This is a genomic window from Providencia sp. UF-224 (genome assembly GCF_058245955.1).
The window spans coordinates 164164-185393 of record NZ_JBSICC010000007.1; the positions used below are offsets into that span (position 1 = coordinate 164164).

Here is a 21230-nt window from a genome sequence, read left to right on the forward strand (position 1 = left end):
AAAGCCGCTTGATATAAAGTCTTTCCCCTTTTTTGTTTGGCTACTCAACTTTTTGGAGGCGTGATGTTTATTGGCTTTGATTATGGAACATCCAACTGTGCTGTCGCGGTAATGGAAAATGGCGTTCCTAAACTATTACCTTTGGAGGGTAATCAGGCTTACATTCCATCGACGCTTTGTGCCCCAACGAGAGAATCCGTCTCTGAACATTTATTTCGTCATTGCAAAATTTCACCTTCCGATAATATTGGGCAACAAATTCTAAGAAGATCAATCGCATTTAACCAAGAAGAAGGGATTGATTTAGTGCCAGAAGACATTGTTTTCGGCCAAGCTGCATTGGATTTGTATCTACGGGATCCCCGTGACGTATATTACGTTAAATCACCAAAGTCATTTTTAGGTGCTTCAGGCTTACATGAAACACAAATAAGCTTTTTTGAAGATCTGGTTTGCGCCATGATGCGTAATATAAAAGATACTGCTGAAATCAGTACACAAAATCAGATAGCAGATACAGTCATTGGGCGACCAATTAACTTTCATGGTCGTGGGGGGGAAACCGCCAACCAGCAAGCAGAAGCTATTTTATATCGCGCAGCAAAACGGGCTGGCTTCCATAATATTGCCTTTCAATTTGAACCCGTTGCAGCGGGTTTAGAATATGAGTCAACACTAAATAATGACCAGATAATCCTAGTCGTTGATATTGGCGGTGGAACAACAGATTGTTCATTAATTCAAATGGGACCAAGCTACCGCGCTACTAAAGACAGAACGCAATCGTTATTAGCTCACAGTGGTCAACGTGTAGGCGGAAATGATCTTGATATTTACCTCGCCTTAAAACAATTAATGCAACCTTTTGGTATGGAGAGTCAATCACTCTCAGGGCTAAAAATGCCATTTTTGCAATTTTGGAACCCCATTGCCATTAACAATGTGGAAGCCCAAAAGGAATTTTATTCAAGGCCAAATTTATTAGCACTCACCCGCTTAAAACAAGATGCCAAAGAACCAGAAAAGATTGCTCGTTTGCTGGAAGTTTATAACCAAACATTAGGTTATAGCCTTGTTCGCAAAGCAGAGGAAGCCAAAATCGCATTATCAAATAGCACTGAATATTTAGCGAAAATTAATCTAATGAGCGAAATATTAGAAGTGAATATTCATCATGACCAAATGGTTGAGTCTATTGAATCACCCAAAAGTAAAATGATTGAACTGGTGAAAGAAGCGGTTATTCAAGGTGGCGTACAACCTGATGCCGTTTTTGTTACCGGAGGAAGTGCTCGCTCACCTGTATTACACCAAGCGATTACCCAAGAACTCCCTAATATTCCAATTGTAAAAGGTGATGATTTTGGCTCCGTCACGGCTGGATTAGCGCGCTGGGCAGAAACCTGTTTTAAATAAAAGGAACGGTAGCTTACCTAAAATTAATGCCGCATTACGCGGCATTAATTAAAAACTATTTTTTTACTTTATGAACAATATCAAAGTACTTATCTTTGCTATCTTGTTCTGGGTAAATACGGTAAGTATATTCTTCCGGAGTCACAGTGACATTTTCAACAACACGGGTAAATAAGACTTCACCCTTATCATTTTTTGCCGTTAATGACCGTGTTTTTCCATTTTCATCAAACGACCAATCCCCTTTCATTTTCGGTTTGCCATCGAAAGTGGTCATGTTAAATGTACCATCAGGGTAATACTCAGCTAAACCAAAGAAATTAGCGACTTGCTTATCATCAGCACTTACCGCTTTTTTATCTTGATCCAACGCTTCCGTCGTTGTCCAAACTTTGCCGACCATAATTTCTTCGTAAGCATTTAATTTATGTTCTGCACTTTGAACTTGTGTAGCAGCTTGAGTTGTAGCGGCATGAATACCAAATGACATAGTAGATACAACAGCAAATAATGTAGGTACTAATAGTTTTTTCATTTTTTCCTCTCAATTAACGCTAACGACAGCATTTATATTATTTAGGTTAACGATATGAGCCTTATTATCAAAATAGTATTACGTTTATTTACAAGATAACATTTTGTTACATGAAATATTTAGATTTTCAATCTAAAAATGATGATTTTTATACGCGTTATTAATACTAAATAACGTCTATTTTAAACCTCACCAGCCAATAATTTATTGATTAACCAATAGCCTGCCTTACCTGGAGGGCTATTTTTAGACCAAACTAAATCAACATCTATTTTACGAGGCCATAAATCGTAATTTAGGCTAACTAATACATTATGTCCAAATTGTTTAACTAACCATGTAGGTAAAATAGCCCAGCCAATACCTTGCTCCGCCATTTCCAATAACAATAAATAATTCGGTGCTAGCCAATTTTTCTCGCTGTTAATAATAATTTGGCTGCTGCTACTCAAGCGCAATTGACGGGTCATGGTTAAATGCTGGTAAGTCACCTCCTTTTCTAATGCTAAAGGATGTGTTTTTAATACATATAATCCGAGCTCACCTTGAATAGGTAGACGTGAAAAAGAAATATCGGCAGGGTATTCAGTCCTCGACTCCATCATTCCAACATGAGCCTGCTGGTTTTGGATCATCTCAATAACCGCATTATTTTCTGCAATTAGAAATTCGAATTCAATATGAGGGAATTGTCTATTTAGTGTTGTTAGAATATGCTCAGCATGGGGTGGCTGATAAATATCTGAAAAAGCACAACTTAATTGTGGCTCTATATCAGGCGATAATTCCACTCTTAATGCTTGCAAACGCTCATCCGCTGATAATATATCTTCAACCAAACTCAACACTTTTTTCCCTGCCAGTGTTAACGTAGATTCACGGCCTTGTCTGTCAAATAACACAAAACCCATGTCATCCTCAAAGCCACTTATCGTGCTACTGATCGTGGACTGACTTTTATTGAGCTTCCTTGCTGCCGCAGAAAATGATTTTAGCGATGCCGCCTCTACAAAGGTACGCAATGTTTCAATGGAATAATTCATAAGGTATCGGTTTTATCGATGGCTGCCATTTTGTATATATAGTAAAAATTGCCAATAATTGCACCTGTTTTTTACTAATACACTATTTTGCTATAAGTTTGAGGTTGTTATGAGCAAGCATACAAAAACATTAACTGAACGAATTTTTCATGCAGTTTCATTTGAAGTCATTGCGATTGCAATAACTGCACCGGTCAGTGCATGGATTTTAGGGCGCTCAATTTTCCAGATGGGAACAGTGGCTATCGTACTTTCCACGCTCGCGATGTTATTAAACCTATTTTATAACATGCTATTTGACCGTTTTTGGCCTTTATCAAAAGGCCCAAGGCCCGCAAAAGTACGTGTAGCCCATGCCGTTGGCTTCGAATTAAGTTTCGTTATCTTAGGTGTCCCAATGTTGGCTTTATTATTAAAGATGACGCTCTGGGATGCGTTTATTTTAGAAGTTGGCTTTTTTGCCTTTTTCTTATTTTATACTTATGCATTTAATCTGGTATACGATATTTTACGTGTACGTTGGTTTGCACGCCAGGAAATGCAAGCGAAAACCATTAAGCCAATAACAAAACGCACCTAATTTTCTCAGTAACACCGAATATCAATACATTCGGTGTTATCTTTATTCTCCCGTCAATTTTATCAAGTCATCCGCCCTATTATTGCAAAAAACTTTCGTTAATTTATTAATAGATGCGTTTTTTGCATTCAACATTTGCAGAAATGTCAATTTTCCCTTTATCTCTCATCACTTATATTTAGCGCATTAAAGAAACAAACACTTAAAGTCACAAGCCATTTTGACGGGCTAAACTGTTTAAAGGTATTTAAATGAAAATCTTATTTATTTCATCTGCATTTTTATTGTTCTGTAATATGAGTGCACAAGCCGATACTCGCGCACATGAAAATGCAATTATTTCGCTAAAGTTCAATGAAAATAACACGTCTTATGCGAACGAAGCCGCAATTGCAGCCCATGCAAAGGCAGCTAATTTACCCAAGAGTGAAATCAATGGAGTGGCTAAGCCTTTTTCACAAATGAATGTTCATGAAAAAGCCATAACCACATTAAGTTTCACTGAAAATAATATGTCTCCTTCCATTTTGCGCATCATGGCGTCACATATCCAAGCAGGCCAACTCCCTGCTGATAATATTTCGGGTATTAGCAAACCTATTTCCGAAATGGATAGCCATGAAAAAGCAGCGGTGGCATTAAGTTTTACCCACAACAACCAGTCCCCTTCGACTCTCTATGCAATAGAACAACATTTAATTCGGAGCCAAAAAAAATAAGAAAATTCATTATTATTTCTCTATCTTGATTTATCACACACTCAATATGTTTAAGGCTTAGGAGAGTTATCCTAAGCCTTTATATTAAGTAATTCACCTTTCATCTACCACATTCAATTGATAATAACTACCATTTGCAATTGATAATTATTTACATATAATCCGATTTATCATTTTTATTTATGATTATGAAAAGAACAATAAATCTGAAAAGATCCCGAGGCTCTATGATAAATCGAAAAATCTTGATGCTTACTTTATCAATTGCACTGCATGTTTTGGTTGTTGGCTCTCTGATTTATGCCACAACAACGTCTTTAACGCCAAAAAATCAAGCACAGTGGGAATCTCCAACTATTTCAATTGCACTCACTCAAGCTGAGCAAAAAAATGCCTCTGAAGAAGCAATACCAACGGATTCAGCACCTGAAGAAATAAAAATAAATTCAGAGACTTTCGTCGAGAAAGCCGCAATTGCTGTGCCTAAAAAACAGAATAAAGTTGAAAAAAAGACTGAAGATCCCATAAAACCTAAAGAAACCAAGATTGTAAAAAATGCTGAAAATCCTAAAAAACCTTTAGAGAAAAAAACAGTCCCCCAAACCAGTCTTGCACAACAACAAAAAGATGGCAGTCGTGTATCTTCCCAATCATTAGGAAGTAAAAGCCCAATAACACAACAAGTTTCAGGCTCCGAAGATAATCAATTAATCAATGCTTATCGTGAAAAACTACGTCAAGAAGTCGAACGTAATAAACAATATCCACGCCGAGCTAAAAAAATGAAAAATCGTGGTATAGCTAAGGTTCAGTTTCAACTAAACCATAATGGCGAAATTAGCTTAATTCGTTTAGAGAGTAGCTCTGGAAATGAGCTATTAGATAATGCAGCTCTATTAGCGGTACAAAAAAGTAACTCGGTCGGTAAACCACCAGCAGGTTTTGCACAGTCCATTACACTCAATATTGAATTTCATTAGTTTTTAGCCTAACGATAAAATCAATTAACTCATTAGTCGAGGGATTTCCATGCCTTACATATGACTGTTGGTATGGTCGTAGTGGGTTAAATATCTTTCATTAGTGGGATATTTTCCCCCTCTTCTCGTCGACAAGTATCTGGTGATTCGTTACGATGATAAAAATAATGAAGAAATCAATATATTGGCATAAACACAAACAAGCCAAATCCTTCAATTACATTTTAAATTCAAATAGTTAATCCATTTTAGTAATATTAAAAGACGAAGCGAATCAGTATGGAACAAAAACAATTAGATGATTTTTCACTGTGCATCCAAACGTTAGGTGCACTGTTTTCCTATGACCCCTCAGACTCTCGTGTTAGCAAATTGATTGCGTTGTTTAGCTCTAGTGAATGGCTAACTGAATGGCCTTTCACTGTGCATTATAATTGCCAACGGATTGATCAGTTATTCCAAGGCCAAGCAAATCAATCTGAATCACTAAAAGAGGCTTATGAGCGGTTATTTATTGGCTCTAATGCCCTCCCTGCTCCGCCTTGGGGGTCTGTCTATCTCGACAAAGAAAATGTTCTATTTGGTATTTCTACTCTTGAATTAAGAGCTTGGTTACGTAATAACCAAGTTAATATTGAATTAAGTGCCAACGAGCCAGAAGACCATGTTGGGTTATTATTTTTATTAACGGCGTGGGTTATTCAAAATAAACCCGAATTATTGAATGACTTATTGGAAATTCATTTCTTACCTTGGGTATATCGCTACTTGGAAAAAGTGCAGTTAGAAGGCGGTAGTGCTTTTTATGAAGCCACAGCCTTATTGGCAACAGAAACCTTAAAATATTTGCAAAAAGAAGCTCAATTAACACCAGTAAATAAAGAACTCTATTTATAATATTATTTCTTCAATTGAAAGCACCCTATAACATATTAGGGCGCTTTTTTTTATTATGGATGTTGCTTAGGAATATGGTAAGCACCCACTAACTATAGCGTCGATAAAGCGTTATCTAAATCCGCCAATAAATCACTAATATCTTCACAACCAACCGAAAAACGCAGCAACCCATCAGTTACACCTTGTGCAATTCGTTCCTCTTCAGGGATACAAGCATGGGACATAATCTTAGGATAAGAAATAATTGACTCAATACCCCCTAAGCTCACTGCAACTAATGGAATACGAATCGCATCTAAAAATAATTTCACATTCTTTTCATTACCTAAATCAAAGGAAACAACCATTCCCCCATTTTTAGATTGTTGCATATGAATATGGTGATTTGGGTGTGAAACCAAGCCTGGATAAAACACCGTTTTTACTTTCGAATGCTGGTTCAGATATTCTGCAAGTTTCTGTGCATTCTCACTGGATCGTTCAACCCGCATTGCCATTGATTTTAAACCGCGCATGGTCAACCAACTATCAAATGGCGCAGCAATACTGCCAATAGCCACCGCTGATTTGTGTAACCATTTTGCATATTCGGCGTTATTTGTCGCAACGGTTCCTAAAATAACGTCACTGTGCCCATTAATAAATTTGGTGGCACTGTTAATAGAAAAATCAATACCTAATGAAATCACATCAGATAATAACGGCGTCATAAATGTGTTATCACATACCGTAATTAAATTATTCTTTTTTGCCAAACCGATAACTGCATTTAAGTCTGTGACTTGCAGTGTCGGGTTAGATGGCGTCTCAATATAGAATGCCTTGGTATTTTCTTGTATTGCTTCTGCGTAGTTTTTAGGGTCTGTCGCATCAACAAATGTCACAGAAATGCCATAGCGAGGCAAAAACTCAGTCATTAACTGGAAAGTGCCGCCATAAATATTTTTGCAAGCAACGATATGATCTCCCTGACTAAACCCCAATAAAACGGCACTAATCGCCGCCATTCCTGATGAAAAAACCTCAGCAAATTGTGCATTTTCAATGGAGCAAATTGCTTCGCTTAATGCATCACGAGTTGGGTTTGAAAAACGCGAATAAATATACGCATAATTTTCTTCAATATTACTTTGCGAATACGTTGACGATTGATACAACGGAATAGATGAACTTCCCGTGTATTTATCCGTCATTGGGTAACCGTGTATAACTTTAGTATTAATCTTCATAGGTACATCACATTTTTAATATAGGTTTAAATACTTACTACATTGATTTCAGAATAAGCAAATAAAGCAGGTGAACCGCCAGTATGAATAAACAAAAGCGGCTGACTCCCCTCAATGGTTTCTTTTAAAATATTATCGATTACCCCTGCCATGGCTTTCCCCGTATAAACAGGGTCGAGTAAAATACCTTCCTTTTGCGCTAATAACTCAATGGCTTGCTGCCCTTTGTTATTTGGAGCCCCATAAGCAGGTGAAAAGTATTGATCCCATAACAGCACATTCGGAAAATCAGCAATGTTTAATAACTCACCAATTTCATGTTGTAGCCTTTCAACTTTTGGCTGTTGCTGTTCAACCGTGCGTGAAACGGTCACACCAATAACCGGCGTTTGCGGTAACACGGCCTGTAACCCCATCGCCAATCCTGCATGAGTCCCCGCACTGCCTGAAGCAACAATCACCGCGGCAAAATCAATCTCTTGTGGTTTTTGCTGTGCAATTTCTAAAGCACAATTCACATACCCCAGCGAACCTAGTGCATTCGACCCACCAACAGGCACTACATAAGCATTTTCTAACCCCAATGATTCAATTAATGCTTTCATCTGCATATTAGGGTCAGTTAATTCTTCACAAAAGTAGCAGCGGGTATTAAACAAATCCGTCAGGAGTTTATTGCCATTATTTAAAAATAAGGAATTGCCGCTTTGCAGCGGGTTTTCCAATAATGCGACACATTCTAAACCGTACATTGCGGCAACGGCTGCCGTTTGGCGAACATGGTTAGATTGTATAGCCCCCGCCGTGACTAATACTTTGGCTTTTTTCTGTAGTGCATCAGCAATAATAAACTCTAACTTACGCAATTTGTTGCCCCCCATGGCAAGGGGGGTCATATCATCGCGTTTAATATAAATTTCACGACCAAGATATTCAGATATATTATTCAGTTTCATCAATGGCGTTGCCGTATGTAATAAGTCAATTTTTGCTATTGCTGAAAGCCTTTCTTGTATACTCATTTGAATATAATCCCGATTAATATGTGAAACCTAAGTAGAGATAAACCATCAGCGCAAATGCGGCGGTAACCGTGGCATAAGGCATTTGTGTTCGAATATGTTCAATATGGTCGCAATCCGTTGCCATAGAAGCCACAATCGCATCACTGGAAATTGGGGAAGTCATATCACCATAAATAGACCCAGCGATAGCTGCACCAATCATATATTCCACTGGCATACCCACTGAAATACCTAATTGCACGCCGATTGGGATCATAATGGCAAATGTTCCCCATGATGTGCCTGTCGCTAATGACATCACGGCGCTAATTAAGAAAATAAAACCAATTGAGAATCCAGGAGAAATAACACCCGAAGTCACTTCTGCAATATAAGCTCCGGTATTTAAATCAGAAGAAACCGTACCCATTAAGAAAGCTAAGATCATAACTGAGCTGATTTTCACCATACTCGCATAACCGATATATAATTCTTTAAAGAAACTCTCAATATTTAATACGCGACGCGCTAAGAACCAGACAAAGGAAACTAGCGTTCCAAACATTACGCCCCAATAAACGGATGTTGAGCCGCTACCTTTACTAAAGTCACCATTACCCGTGATATATAAAGCCACTGGCACCATTAATACTGTAGATAAAATTGGGATAAAGAAATTTAAAGATGTATGGCAATTAGGATGTTCAATAATATCGTCGTCATCTTGCTCTATATTTTCGGCAGATAAGATATTTAACGACTCTTCATGAGCACGCAGTTCAGCCTTTTTCATTGGTCCCCATGAAAAGTTGGAGAAAATATAAAACAACACTGAAGCTAAAGAGAACCATGCCATGATATTAAACACCATCGAGCTGGCTAAAATCTCAAAGGGTTCACCAGTAATAAACCCTTTTGAAATTTGCACGCCAATCACCCCCATCATCGCTGCACCCCAGCCGTTTATCATCGCTGATGAACACACCGACACGCAGGATGTTTGCACGATATAAGACATTTTCTCTGGTGATACACCATAATTTTTCGCGAGTGTTTTTGTTGAAGCGCCCGCAATTAATTGGTTAATTGAACTTTCAATAAAAATTAATGACGTAATAATCATTGCCATTAATTGGACGGCTTTTCTATTTTTAATTAATTTGGTTTTATTGGTTAATAACCTAACAAGTGACCTAACACCACCTGTAACCACGACAAGCCGCATAATACCGCCTATCATAACCATAAATAGAATTGTTTTTGTATTTCCTGGTGAGGCAAAAGTATTAATAATCCCATCAAGCGTACCGTTAACCCCTAATAAAATATTATGGTCATTAATAACAGTAAACCCGACTAATATTCCCAATAATAAAGATAAAATAACTTGGCGTGTGAAAATAGCTAAAAGTATCGTGACCAGTGGAGTGACAATGGTCCAGATTCCATAATCATTCATGGGATGCTCTCTTATTATAGTTTATTGTATTTTTAATTAAGATAATGCTTTTTCTAAATCATTTAATAAGTCATTAATATCTTCAATACCTACCGATAAACGCAATGTCGTATCGTAAACATGAATACTTTCTCTTTCTTCTTTCGTCATTGAACCATGAGACATCGTTGCTGAGTGGTTTACCATACTTTCCACACCACCAAGAGATTCAGCTAACACAAAATAAGTCACTTTAGATAAGAAATTTTTGGTGTCCTCGATATCCCCTTTAAGTTTTATCGTCACAACAGCCCCACCAGTTCGCATCTGCGTTTTACATAGCTGGTGTTGTGGGTGTGATGGTAGCCCTGGGTAATAAACGTGTTCAATTTTCGGATGTGTGGCTAAATATTCTGCAACTTGTTGTGCATTGCTGCATTGTGCTGACATGCGTAATGCCAATGTTTTTAAGCCACGTAATGCGAGGTATGAATCAAACGGGGAAGCAATCGCACCAAGTGTGGTTTTTAGAAAATCAAGTCGGCTCGCAATATCTTCACGCTGAGTGATAACGGCTCCGCCAATTAAATCTGAGTGACCACCGATATATTTGCTTGCTGATAACATCACTAAATCAGCACCTAATTCTAACGGTTTTTGGTTCCATGCAGTTGCAAATGTATTATCCACACACGTTAATATATTATGCGTTTTCGCTAATGCACAAACCGCTGTTATATCCACTAACTCTAATAATGGATTAGTTGGGCTTTCAATCCAAATTAAGCGAGTGTTATCTTTTATTTTAGCTTTAACCTCATCAAGGTTATTTAAGTCAACATAATCAATTTCGTGGCCACAATTTTCGGTTGCAACACGCTCAAATAAGCGAAAGGTCCCGCCATAAACGCCTTTCATGGCAATAATGTGGGAGTCTTTTGGTAATAAGTTCAAAACTAAACTTGAAGCAGCAACTCCAGAAGCGGTTGCTGTTGCATAGGTTCCTCCTTCAATTTCAGCCAATAACGTTTCATAAGCATAACGTGTAGGATTACTGCAACGGGAATAACAATATTCTCCATGCTCCGTTAAACTCTGTTGAACAAAGGTACTTGCGGTTGTGATTGCAGGAAAAATAGCATGATTGACGGTATCTTGCTGTTTCCCACCATGAATTAAAACTGTAGCAATATTCTTAGTCATTATTAAAAACCCAATCATAGAAAGATAACGAAATGTTTATTTATATTTGTTGCTAAAAGGAATATGCCATAGGGAAATAGAAAATTTTTTCTAAAAATCGATGACTTTATACAAATTTAGAGAAAATTTTTCTAAAAACGAATTAATAACCTTAAAATACAATAGGTTGATTAATTAAAGTGAAATGAGTGTGCCGTCACAATATCATTATTTAGTTTATCAACATCGTCTAAACCTATAGAAAACTATCGTTAACTTATTAAAACTAAAGAATAATTGTAGATTAAAGGTTAATTATATTATCGAGTAATGTAACTGATTATTATAAAAATCATAATTAGAATAATACTTTTATCTGCAATTTCACCTGTCATCTCCACTGACTTACTCTTTAATACTGATATGGTAGAAATTTATTCTCTTCTACTGTTTCGCTATTTCTCTTGCAACCTAATCCGTTATCTACGTCTACCAACGACCAACTAAAAAATCACGAACAAAAAACACACACTAATATCTATATTCGTAATAAAAATGATGAATAGTAGGAATGCACACAAAATAACCTGATTAATACTCATACAACTTGTATATTAAAAACCATAAAGTTTATTATGTTTATTAAATTCAAAATCAACCTTTGAATTAAAACATTGGTTTATTTATACCCAGAATTATATTTTATATAGAAAAATCGAATAAAACCAAACAAAAACACCAGCCATGTAAAACAAAAAACCAAAATAAAAAAAACCGTGATTATTTATATTAAATGATTAAATTTATTTTATAATTTCAAAATACCCATTTAATTTCAATTAGATAAGCAAGAATCAAACAATCACTTGTATCTAAATTATTTAGTATGATAGAGTCGAAAAGTACCTACAAATATAGGTATCCTGCGTATTAACCTTTCACACTATAGTGAAGTTATATATCGAACAATTAAATTCGGTTAAGTTAATTTGTGACATAAGAAAATAACGGAGAGAGTAAAAAACACTTACAAAAATTATTAATTTATTTTAATTGGATAATTACGGTTAAGTTTTTTATCTAGTGCTGCACATATTTATTTAATTTAAAGAAAAATGAAGCTGTGTATATTGCACTTATTCCAACCTTTATTTTTAGATGTAATAACTCACGTAGAACACAATAAAAATAGCCTTACTAACGACAAACACACTATTAGGAACCCATTATGACTAATCATTTTTTAGTGCACGAACCCGCCATGCTAAAACTGCTGGAACAGGTCGTCAATATCGAATCAGGCTCTTACGACAAGGCTGGCGTCGATAACCATGCCGCTGTGTGGTGCGAAAAATACCAAGCAATGGGGTTTGAAGTTGAAGTCATTGAAAATGAGTCATTAGGCAACAACTACCGCATTTATTACCCATCTGTGAAGGCCGATATCTTAATTTTACTGCACTTAGATACTGTTTTCCCTAAAGGCACTGTTGCAGAGCGCCCATTTAGCATTGAAGGTGACAGAGCTTACGGCCCGGGCGTGATTGACATGAAAGGCAGTCATGTCATGGTGTACCAAGTCATGAAGCAACTGTATGACAACCAAGACGCACGCTATAAAAATATCGAAATCCTACTCAATTGCGATGAAGAAATTGGTTCTATTTCATCCCGTGGCGTGATTGAAAAATGCGCATTAGGTAAGCGTTATGCCCTTGTCATGGAACCTGCTCGTGCCAATGGTGCCATTGTCAGCGCACGCCGTGGTGTGGGTACTTATGTGCTAAACATCGAAGGGAAGGCCTCTCACTCGGGTATAGCCCCGGAAGCAGGTATCAGTGCTATTCAAGAATTATCCTACAAAATCCAAAGCTTACATGCTCTCAGTGCCCATGACCAAGGCTTATCCGTTAACGTTGGCCTTATTTCAGGTGGAACATCAGTCAATACAGTTGCACCTAATGCACGAGCAGAAATCGATGTGCGAATTTCCTCTGAAGAACAAGGTGTAGAGATCGACAAAAAAGTCAGAGAAGTGTGCAGCAAACCTGTATTAGACGGTATCAAACTCACCTTAACTGGCGGTATTAATCGCCCTCCAATGGCGAAAACAGATGAAAGCACCGTACTTATCGACATCATCAAGCAAGAAGCGACGAATTTAAATATCGAGTTAATCGATGTTTCAACTGGTGGTGGTTCTGACGCATCTTTTACTGCGGGTGTAGGCACAGCTACTGTCGATGGTTTAGGCCCAATTGGTGGCTACCAACACAGCGATAAAGAATATTTAGAAATTCCATCTTTAACTGAACGAGCGCAGTTATTTTTCAATGTATTACAACGTATTACACAATAAATAATAATCCAACAGGATAATAATATGGCAACAACGTCAACAACCACACCAACACCAACAAAAAAACGCTCAGAAGGTTTAAACCCTTACGTTTTATTGTTTTTCATTTTAGTCATCGCGGGTATTGCGACATGGATCGTTCCCGCAGGGCAATATGCATCAGAAACCAAAGTCATTACCATGGTCAAAGATGGTATTGAAACGAAAGTATCTAGCTCTTACACCATACCGGGCAGTTATGAGCGTTTACCAGAACAACACGGTATTTTGCCGGGGCAAATTTTCACCTCTATTGCCGATGGTTTAGTTAAAGCTGCACCAATTATCTTTTTAATTATTTTTACGGGTGGCGCGTTACATCTTCTTGAAGAAACTGGCGCTATCAAAAAAGTACTGAATAATATTTCGCGCAGTAAGAAGCTCAATGATTTCCTGTTAATTACGATTTTCTTTGTCGTATTTTCTATTTTAGGCACCACAGGCATCGTCGTTAACTCAATTATTGCATTTGTTCCTATCGGGTTGCTTGTCGCAAAATCCGTTGGAATGGATGATAAATTTGGTGCGGCATTGGTTTATGTTGCAGCCTACGCTGGCTTTAACGCCTCAATTATGGCACCGATGACCGTTGGTTTATCCCAAGGCTTAGCTGACGTTCCACTGCTATCTGGCCTTGGTTTTCGTATGGTAATTTATATCGCCTTCGTCATCGCAGGTATCCTATTTTTAACTTTCTATACCAAAAAATGCCGTAAGCAAGGTATGGTGCGCCCAGAAATTGCTACCGATGATGCTGATCACCAAACGTCAAAAATTTCGGCGCTGCACATCATCACCCTGTCATATAGTGCATTCTGCTTAGTCGGTTTTATTTTTGGCGCTGTCGAGTGGGGTTGGGGTGAAAAAGAGATGATGGCCATGTTTATCATCTTAGGCGTGGGTGTCGGTGTACTCAACCGTATGTCACCAAACAGTATCGCAACGGGCTTTTTAAAAGGCTGTGCGGGGATGGTTGGCGGTGCATTTATCGTTGGTATGGCACGCGCCATTGCGATTGTGTTATCTGATGGCATGATCTTAGACACCATCGTCAATGCCATTATTTCAATGATGGATGGCTTGCCAAAAACCCTTTCTGCACTCTCGATGTTTGCAACCGCCGCGATTATGCACTTCTTTATTTCGTCTGGTTCAGGTGAGGCCGCTGTATTAGTGCCAATCTTTACCCCAATGGGTGACCTGTTAGAAATTACCCGCCAAACGACAGTGCAAACAGTCCTGTTAGGTGAAGGTGTGGTGAACTGTATTAACCCGACATCTGGCATCTTAATGGCCGTGTTAGCAACAGCGAAAATCCCGTATACCACGTGGGTGAAATTTATTTGGCCATTGGTATTTACATGGATTGTCATTTCTATTGTGGCTCTGGTTTATGCCGTCATGACCAATTTAGGGCCGATTTAATCCCTAAAGCCATCCCACAATAAACTGATTTAACACCACCCTTCGCGGTGGTGTTATTTTTTCAGCGTAGCAAGGAAAAGCCCGAGATTACCATTAGGGTGTGATGCGCTAATATGACAGAACCCTCCACCATTTCTTAACCTACCCGATTACCTCTTTCAAAAACATTACTTTAATTTTTTCTTAATTATCATCTAATTAGGAAAAATCATTATTGATTAATAAACAAACAAATCAATAAAGAAAGCAGTTTAATTAAAGTAACAACTGTGCCATTTTGTGAATAAAGTGATGATCATCACAATTTTTTTCACATTTAAATGTGAAGTAAAAAAACAATCAAAAAATAAATAAATTAAATAAAAACAACAGATTAATATAACAATTCTTATCAGTAAAAATAAAATTTATGTGATTACCATCATTCGAATGTGAATTTTATCGTGTAATCATGTATCACAATAACAAAGATTCACAACATCAGGAGAGTACGATGAAATCGATTAATCATGTTGCCGTTATTGGACTCGGTTCAATGGGGATGGGTATTGCAAAATCCCTGATTAGAAATAACGTACCAACCTACGGCTTTGACATTAACACCGCCGCATGCGACGAATTAAAAGCCTGCGGTGCAAAACAAGTCGGTAAAAATGCGGCTGAGTATGCCAATGAGATAGATGCTGTTTTACTCGTGGTTGTTAATGGGAAACAAGTTGAGCAAATTTTATTTAATGGGGAAACCCCATTAGCAGCAGCGCTGCGCCCGGGAACGATTGTCGTTTTACACAGCACACTCGCCGCCGAACAAGCCAAGCAAATTGAGCAAAAACTCGAACAATATCAAATTCAAATGCTGGATGCGCCAATCTCTGGCGGTGCAATTAAGGCCAACGATGGCAAACTTACCGTAATGGCATCTGGAAAACCTGAGTTATTTACTGCGCTCAAACCTGTTTTCGATGCAACTACAGAGCGCTTATACCAAGTTGGTGAAGACATCGGCATGGGCTCAACCGTGAAAACCATTCACCAGCTATTAGCCGGTGTTCACATTGCCGTTGCCGCTGAAAGTATGGCGCTCGCCGCAAAAGCAGGTATTGATTTAAACCTCATGTACGACGTTGTCACCCACGCAGCGGGCAATTCATGGATGTTTGAAAACCGCATGCAGCACGTGCTAGATGGCGATTATTCACCAAAATCCTCCGTGAATATTTTCGTGAAAGACCTTGGCCTTGTAATGGAAACAGCAAAAGCGTTGAATTTCCCACTTCCACTGGCATCAACGGCACTGCAAATGTTTACCGCAGCAAGCAACGAAGGCTTTGGTGGTGAAGATGATAGCGCGGTGATCAAAACCTTTAAAGGCATTCAATTACCTGAGAAGGGGGATAAATGAGTATTCAACTCGGTGTAATTGCAGATGACTTTACAGGTGCAACAGACATCGCGGGGTTTATGGTGCAAAGCGGTTGGAAAGTGGTGCAACTACTGAATGAACCTGATGAAAATACCGTGATCCCAAAAGATGTTGACGCCATTGTCGTCAGCCTTAAAAGCCGTTCATGCCCTGTAGATGAAGCGATTAGCGCCTCACTAAATACCTGCCAATGGCTCAAAAACCAAGCGGGTTGCCACCAAATATTTTTTAAATATTGCTCAACCTTTGATTCCACAGAAAAAGGCAATATTGGCCCGGTGACCGATGCCCTTATGCAGGCACTAAAAGCGGAGATCACGGTAGTCACCCCTGCTCTGCCTGTAAATGGCCGCACAGTCATCCACGGCCACTTGTTTGTGAATGGTAAATTGCTTAATGAGAGTGGAATGCAAGACCACCCCGTCACTCCAATGGCTGACGCAAACTTGTTGCGTGTGATGGAAAAGCAATCCCAAGGGCAAGCAGGATTAGTCGATTTAGTCACGGTTTTGCAAGGGGCTGATGCCATTAAATCACAGTTAACCACATTGCAAAACCAAGGTGTACGCTATGCCATTACCGATGCCATCACCATGGAAAACCTATTACCGATAGCCCAAGCTGCAAAAGATTTGCCGCTATTAACGGGGGGCTCTGGTTTAGGCGCTGCTATCGCTACCGTGCAAACAGGCATCGCTTGGCAACGTGATACCGCATTAGGGGAAAAACCAGCAGCAACGCAGCGTAAGGCCGTTATTTTATCAGGTAGCTGCTCGCAAATGACGAATGCGCAAGTCAATACTTACGCCGCCATTGCACCAAGCCATCAAGTAGATGTAGGCGAATGTTTATCGAACCCAGATTACGCCAAAACGTTATCTGCGTGGGTGGTTGAACACCAGTCTAACCCGCTAGCACCTATGCTGTATGCCACATTGCCTGCGGACAAACTGAAGCAAGTTCAACAGCAGTACGGCATGCAACAATCCAGTGAAAGCGTAGAAAAACTGTTCGGCGAAGTTGTTTCGCTGTTAAAGCAGCAAGGCTTTAATACCTTCATTATTGCAGGGGGAGAAACCTCTGGGAAAGTCGTTCAAAGCCTTGGTACACAACAGCTTAGTATTGGTGCCCCGATTGTTCCCGGCGTGCCATGGGTAAAAGACCGCTTAAGCGGTGATTGGTTGGCGCTGAAATCAGGTAATTTTGGCCAAGAAAACTTCTTCCAAGAAGCGCAGGAGATGTATTTATGAGTGCAGAACAAGCACTGCGTGTTGAATTATGCGAATGGGCAAAATCGATGTTCATGCGGGGCTACAGCAGCGGCGGCGCAGGCAATATCAGCGCCAAACTGCCAGACGGCACAATCATTGTGACACCGACTAACTCCAGTTTCGGCGACCTTGTCCCTGAGCGTTTAAGTAAATTAGATGCAAAAGGCAATTGGATTGATGGCGACAAACCGACCAAAGAAGTCTCCATGCACATGGCAATGTATGAACAGCGCCCTGATTGCCAAGCAGTCGTTCATTTACATTCACCGTGGTTAACAGCGTTGTCTTGCTTGGAAAATGCAGATAAAACCAATTGCTTACCCCCTATCACACCCTATTACGTGATGCGAGTTGGGCAGTTACCTTTAGTGGAATATTTACCGCCAGGCGACCCCAAAATTGGGGAGGAAATCGCCAAATTAGCCAAAACACATTCTGCCGTTTTGTTATCAAACCACGGCCCTGTTGTTGGCGGGAAGACCCTAAGACAAGCATTTTTTAATGCCGAAGAACTCGAAGATACGGCGCGTTTATATCTCACCCTATTACCTCTTGGGTTTAAAACGCTGACCGATGCCGATGTACAAGAACTCAAAGACCGTTATCCACAAAAATAACGTTATAACGAGGAACATAGAATGGCAAAGTTTGCAGCAAATCTCAGTATGATGTTTAACGAAGTTCCGTTTATTGAACGTTTTGGACGTGCAGCCAATGCGGGATTTCAAGGTGTTGAATATTTATTTCCTTATGAAGAACAACCCGCGGCGATTGTTGAGCAGCTCACTAAACATAACTTAACGCAAGTGCTGTTTAACATGCCAGCCGGTAATTGGGCTGAAGGCGAACGCGGTATGGCGTCAATACCAGGGCGCGAAAATGAGTTTCAACAAGGTGTTCATAAAGCGTTGGAATATGCCCTCGCACTGAACTGCAAACAAGTTCATGCGATGGCAGGAAAAACCAATAGCCAATTTACCCCAGAGCAACAAAAAGCGTGTTTTATTCAGAACATTCAGTACGCGGCGGATGTGATGGCAGAACATGGCATTAAAGTATTGATTGAACCTATCAATACTCGCGATATGCCGGGCTACTTTCTGACAACACAAAAACAAGCCGAAGCACTGCTCCCAGAAATAAATCGTGATAATGTATTCATTCAGTTAGATCTCTATCACTGCCAAATCATGGAAGGTGATTTACTGAAAACGATTGAGCGGCTATGGGGTAAATTCAACCACATTCAAATTGCTTCTGTGCCATTTCGCCATGAACCCGATACTGGGGAAGTCAATTATCCATGGATTTTCGATAAATTAGACGAAATGGGCTATCCGGGCTGGTTAGGGTGCGAATACATCCCCGCAGGTAAAACAGAAGATGGGCTGGCTTGGTTTAAGAAAATACAGGTTAAATAGGAATTAAGATGATCCCATCAGAGCGCAGAGACTTTATTTATCGTTATCTTCATGAATATCAAACTGTTTCTATTAGCAGTTTGGTGGAGCTAATGAACGTCTCACATATGACGGTTCGCCGTGATATCAGCGCTCTGGAGGAAGAGGGAAAAGTCGTCAGTATCAGTGGTGGTGTGAGGTTAAACAATGCCTTACACCAAGAATTACCGTGGAATGAAAAAGCCCGCCTTCATTACCAAAGTAAACGTGAAATTGGCCGTTTTGCTGCGTCTCTCGTAGAAGATGGCCAAGTTGTTTACCTTGATGCAGGCACGACAACATTCGAAATTGCCCGTGTGCTTGGGGAACGGTTTAATTTAACCATCGTGACCAATGATTTTTCTATCGTCCAGTATTTGATTAATAAGCCTCAATTGAATTTATTCCACACTGGAGGAAAAGTTGATAAGCGCAACCACTCCAGCGCCGGCAATATCGCCGTTATGATGCTAAAAAGTCTTAATATTGATGTGGCGTTTATCAGTACCAGTTCATGGGATTTTGAGCACGGTGTCTCTACTCCTCATGAAGAAAAAGTTCTGTTAAAACAAACATTATTAGAGATATCTCGCCGGAGTGTTTTAGTTTCAGACAGCAGTAAATTTGGTAAATATGGCATGTTTCGCGTATGTGCTTTGGAACAATTGGATGACATTATTTGTGACAACCATTTGCCAGAAAACATCATTAAAAAATTAGAAGAAACAAATATAAATTTCTATCCGATTGACGTGTAGAAAAAATAAAATAGACCCTAGATAGAGAACACAATATGACAACTTTTTCTTTATTAATGATAGCATTAATAGGGATTCTTATACTCCTATTAATGATAATTAAATTTAAAATTCACCCTTTTGTTGCTTTATTAATTGTCAGTTTATTTGTTGCCATTGCCACCGGTATTCCATTAGATAACGTCGTTAAAGTCGTGACGGATGGTCTTGGTGGTGTTCTTGGCTCTGTCGCTATTATTATTGGTTTGGGGGCAATGCTCGGGCAATTAATTGAACGCTCTGGCGGCGCAGAAAACTTAGCGATTAAAACCGGTAAGTCCCTTGGGGCGAAAAAAACTATTGCCGCCTTAACGATTGCAGGTTTTATTTTAGGTATTCCCGTTTTCTTTGATGTTGGCTTTATTATTTTAGCGCCAATTATTTATGGCTTTGCAAAAGTCGCTAAAATATCACCATTAAAATACGGTTTACCTATTGCAGGTGTAATGTTAACCGTGCACGTTGCACTACCGCCTCACCCAGGCCCTGTTGCAGCAGCCGGTATTTTACACGCCGACGTGGGTTTATTAACGTTAATTGGTTTTGTTATTTGTATTCCTGTCGCCATTATTGGTTATTACATTGCAAAATATATTAATCGAAAAAACTACCATTTATCTGTTGAAGTATTAGAGCAGTTGCAATTAGCCAAAGATGAACCAAGTAAAGGGGATATTGTTTATACGGATAGAGCCAACCCGCCAAAACCAGGAACGGTTATTGCGATGATTGTCATCCCAATACTCATTATTATGTTGGGAACTGTTTCATCGACATTATTAGAAAAAGGCGACCCAATAAGAACGTTCTTTACCTTTATTGGCTCTCCCATTATTGCCTTATTAATTGCACTAATTCTGGCAGTCTATTTCTTAGCATTACGACGTAATTGGACCTTACAGCATACTAACAATATTATTGGTGATGCTATTCCTGCGGCCGCTGTCGTCATTATGATCACTGGTGCGGGGGGCGTATTTGGTAAGGTCTTGGTAGAATCAGGTGTAGGAAAAGCCCTCTCAGATGCTTTAGCCATGATTGATATGCCAATTATTGTCGCTGCATTTATTATTTCACTGGTTTTACGTGCTTCGCAAGGCTCAGCAACCGTTGCTATTCTGACCACGGGTGGGTTATTAAGTGAAGCTGTAATGGGGTTAAGTGGCACACAGCTGGTATTAGTCACCCTCGCTTCTTGTTTCGGTGGCTTAGGTTTATCCCACGTGAATGACTCTGGCTTCTGGATTGTCACCCGCTACCTAGGGTTATCTGTTAGCGATGGCTTAAAAACATGGACCGTATTAACCACCCTGTTAGGGTTACTCGGGTTCTTGTTTACAGGGTTAATTTGGATGATGGTGTAATCATTCGAACTCAAAGCTTCCTTTAGCGTAAAGGAAGCTTTTTCTTGTTAGCCTGCTTAGCACTCTAAATCTCATTCCTTTCAAAAA

Annotated in this window: 19 protein-coding genes; 13 read left to right on the plus strand and 6 right to left on the minus strand. The window is 39.3% G+C overall.

Going from position 1 to position 21230, the window contains the following annotated elements; translation table 11 throughout:
• The first annotated feature begins 63 nt into the window (after positions 1-63).
• Positions 64-1416 carry a molecular chaperone gene (gene yegD, locus AC4IFO_RS09440; RefSeq protein WP_490733763.1) on the plus strand — a complete coding sequence of 451 codons (1353 nt, stop codon included), beginning with the start codon at positions 64-66 and terminating at the stop codon, positions 1414-1416.
• A gap of 55 nt (positions 1417-1471) precedes the next feature.
• Here the strand turns inward: yegD and AC4IFO_RS09445 are convergent, their stop codons facing one another.
• Both AC4IFO_RS09445 and AC4IFO_RS09450 read right to left on the minus strand, forming a co-directional pair.
• Positions 1472-1951, minus strand: coding sequence for a DUF4822 domain-containing protein (locus AC4IFO_RS09445; RefSeq protein WP_490733765.1), 480 nt, complete (start codon positions 1949-1951; stop codon positions 1472-1474).
• A 182-nt stretch (positions 1952-2133) separates the two neighbouring features.
• Positions 2134-2994, minus strand: a complete 861-nt coding sequence (locus AC4IFO_RS09450) for a LysR family transcriptional regulator (protein WP_490733767.1) — start codon at positions 2992-2994, stop codon at positions 2134-2136.
• A 109-nt stretch (positions 2995-3103) separates the two neighbouring features.
• On the opposite strand from AC4IFO_RS09450, the gene AC4IFO_RS09455 reads away from it, so the two are divergent.
• The 4 genes from AC4IFO_RS09455 (at position 3104) to dmsD (ending at position 6170) form a co-directional block, all read left to right on the plus strand.
• Entirely contained in the window at positions 3104-3574 is a 471-nt protein-coding gene (locus tag AC4IFO_RS09455) for a multidrug/biocide efflux PACE transporter (protein WP_490733769.1), read from the plus strand.
• 251 nt (positions 3575-3825) lie between these two features.
• Entirely contained in the window at positions 3826-4293 is a 468-nt protein-coding gene (locus AC4IFO_RS09460; protein WP_490733771.1) for a hypothetical protein, read from the plus strand.
• A 227-nt stretch (positions 4294-4520) separates the two neighbouring features.
• Entirely contained in the window at positions 4521-5273 is a 753-nt protein-coding gene (locus AC4IFO_RS09465) for a TonB family protein (protein WP_490733773.1), read from the plus strand.
• Positions 5274-5552: 279 nt separating this feature from the next.
• Positions 5553-6170 (plus strand): Tat proofreading chaperone DmsD, encoded by a 618-nt coding sequence (gene dmsD, locus AC4IFO_RS09470; protein ID WP_490733775.1) that lies wholly within the window; start codon positions 5553-5555, stop codon positions 6168-6170.
• 92 nt (positions 6171-6262) lie between these two features.
• Here dmsD and AC4IFO_RS09475 read toward each other — a convergent pair whose 3' ends face one another.
• Genes AC4IFO_RS09475 through AC4IFO_RS09490 form a run of 4 tightly spaced genes read right to left on the minus strand, consistent with a single transcriptional unit; the run spans position 6263 to position 11047 of the window.
• Complete coding sequence (locus tag AC4IFO_RS09475; protein ID WP_490733777.1) at positions 6263-7402, minus strand: trans-sulfuration enzyme family protein; 1140 nt, start codon at positions 7400-7402, stop codon at positions 6263-6265.
• A gap of 26 nt (positions 7403-7428) precedes the next feature.
• Positions 7429-8424 (minus strand): D-cysteine desulfhydrase, encoded by a 996-nt coding sequence (locus AC4IFO_RS09480; protein WP_490733779.1) that lies wholly within the window; start codon positions 8422-8424, stop codon positions 7429-7431.
• 16 nt (positions 8425-8440) lie between these two features.
• Positions 8441-9865, minus strand: a complete 1425-nt coding sequence (locus AC4IFO_RS09485) for a Na+/H+ antiporter NhaC family protein (protein ID WP_490733781.1) — start codon at positions 9863-9865, stop codon at positions 8441-8443.
• Between the two features lie 36 nt (positions 9866-9901).
• Entirely contained in the window at positions 9902-11047 is a 1146-nt protein-coding gene (locus AC4IFO_RS09490; protein ID WP_490733783.1) for a trans-sulfuration enzyme family protein, read from the minus strand.
• 1207 nt (positions 11048-12254) lie between these two features.
• On the opposite strand from AC4IFO_RS09490, the gene AC4IFO_RS09495 reads away from it, so the two are divergent.
• The 8 genes from AC4IFO_RS09495 to AC4IFO_RS09530 all read left to right on the plus strand — a co-directional run bounded on the left by AC4IFO_RS09495 (position 12255) and on the right by AC4IFO_RS09530 (position 21143).
• Positions 12255-13385: a M20 family metallopeptidase gene (locus AC4IFO_RS09495; RefSeq protein ID WP_490733785.1), complete on the plus strand. Its 1131-nt coding sequence runs from the start codon at positions 12255-12257 to the stop codon at positions 13383-13385.
• A gap of 24 nt (positions 13386-13409) precedes the next feature.
• On the plus strand, positions 13410-14849 hold the full coding sequence (locus tag AC4IFO_RS09500) for a YfcC family protein (protein ID WP_490733787.1): 1440 nt from the start codon (positions 13410-13412) through the stop codon (positions 14847-14849).
• Between the two features lie 493 nt (positions 14850-15342).
• Positions 15343-16251 (plus strand): L-threonate dehydrogenase, encoded by a 909-nt coding sequence (gene ltnD / locus AC4IFO_RS09505; protein WP_490733789.1) that lies wholly within the window; start codon positions 15343-15345, stop codon positions 16249-16251.
• Positions 16248-17522, plus strand: coding sequence for a 3-oxo-tetronate kinase (gene otnK / locus AC4IFO_RS09510; protein WP_490733791.1), 1275 nt, complete (start codon positions 16248-16250; stop codon positions 17520-17522). Before ltnD ends, otnK begins: the two co-directional genes overlap by 4 nt.
• The gene (otnC, locus tag AC4IFO_RS09515; protein ID WP_490733793.1) at positions 17519-18160 is read left to right on the plus strand and encodes a 3-oxo-tetronate 4-phosphate decarboxylase; all 642 of its coding nucleotides are present in this window, start codon (positions 17519-17521) and stop codon (positions 18158-18160) included. The genes otnK and otnC overlap by 4 nt, the downstream gene beginning before the upstream one ends.
• Positions 18161-18181: 21 nt before the next feature.
• The gene (otnI, locus tag AC4IFO_RS09520) at positions 18182-18964 is read left to right on the plus strand and encodes a 2-oxo-tetronate isomerase (protein ID WP_490733795.1); all 783 of its coding nucleotides are present in this window, start codon (positions 18182-18184) and stop codon (positions 18962-18964) included.
• A gap of 8 nt (positions 18965-18972) precedes the next feature.
• Entirely contained in the window at positions 18973-19740 is a 768-nt protein-coding gene (locus tag AC4IFO_RS09525) for a DeoR/GlpR family DNA-binding transcription regulator (RefSeq protein ID WP_219246275.1), read from the plus strand.
• Between the two features lie 35 nt (positions 19741-19775).
• Positions 19776-21143, plus strand: a complete 1368-nt coding sequence (locus AC4IFO_RS09530) for a GntP family transporter (RefSeq protein WP_490733798.1) — start codon at positions 19776-19778, stop codon at positions 21141-21143.
• Positions 21144-21230 lie beyond the last annotated feature (87 nt).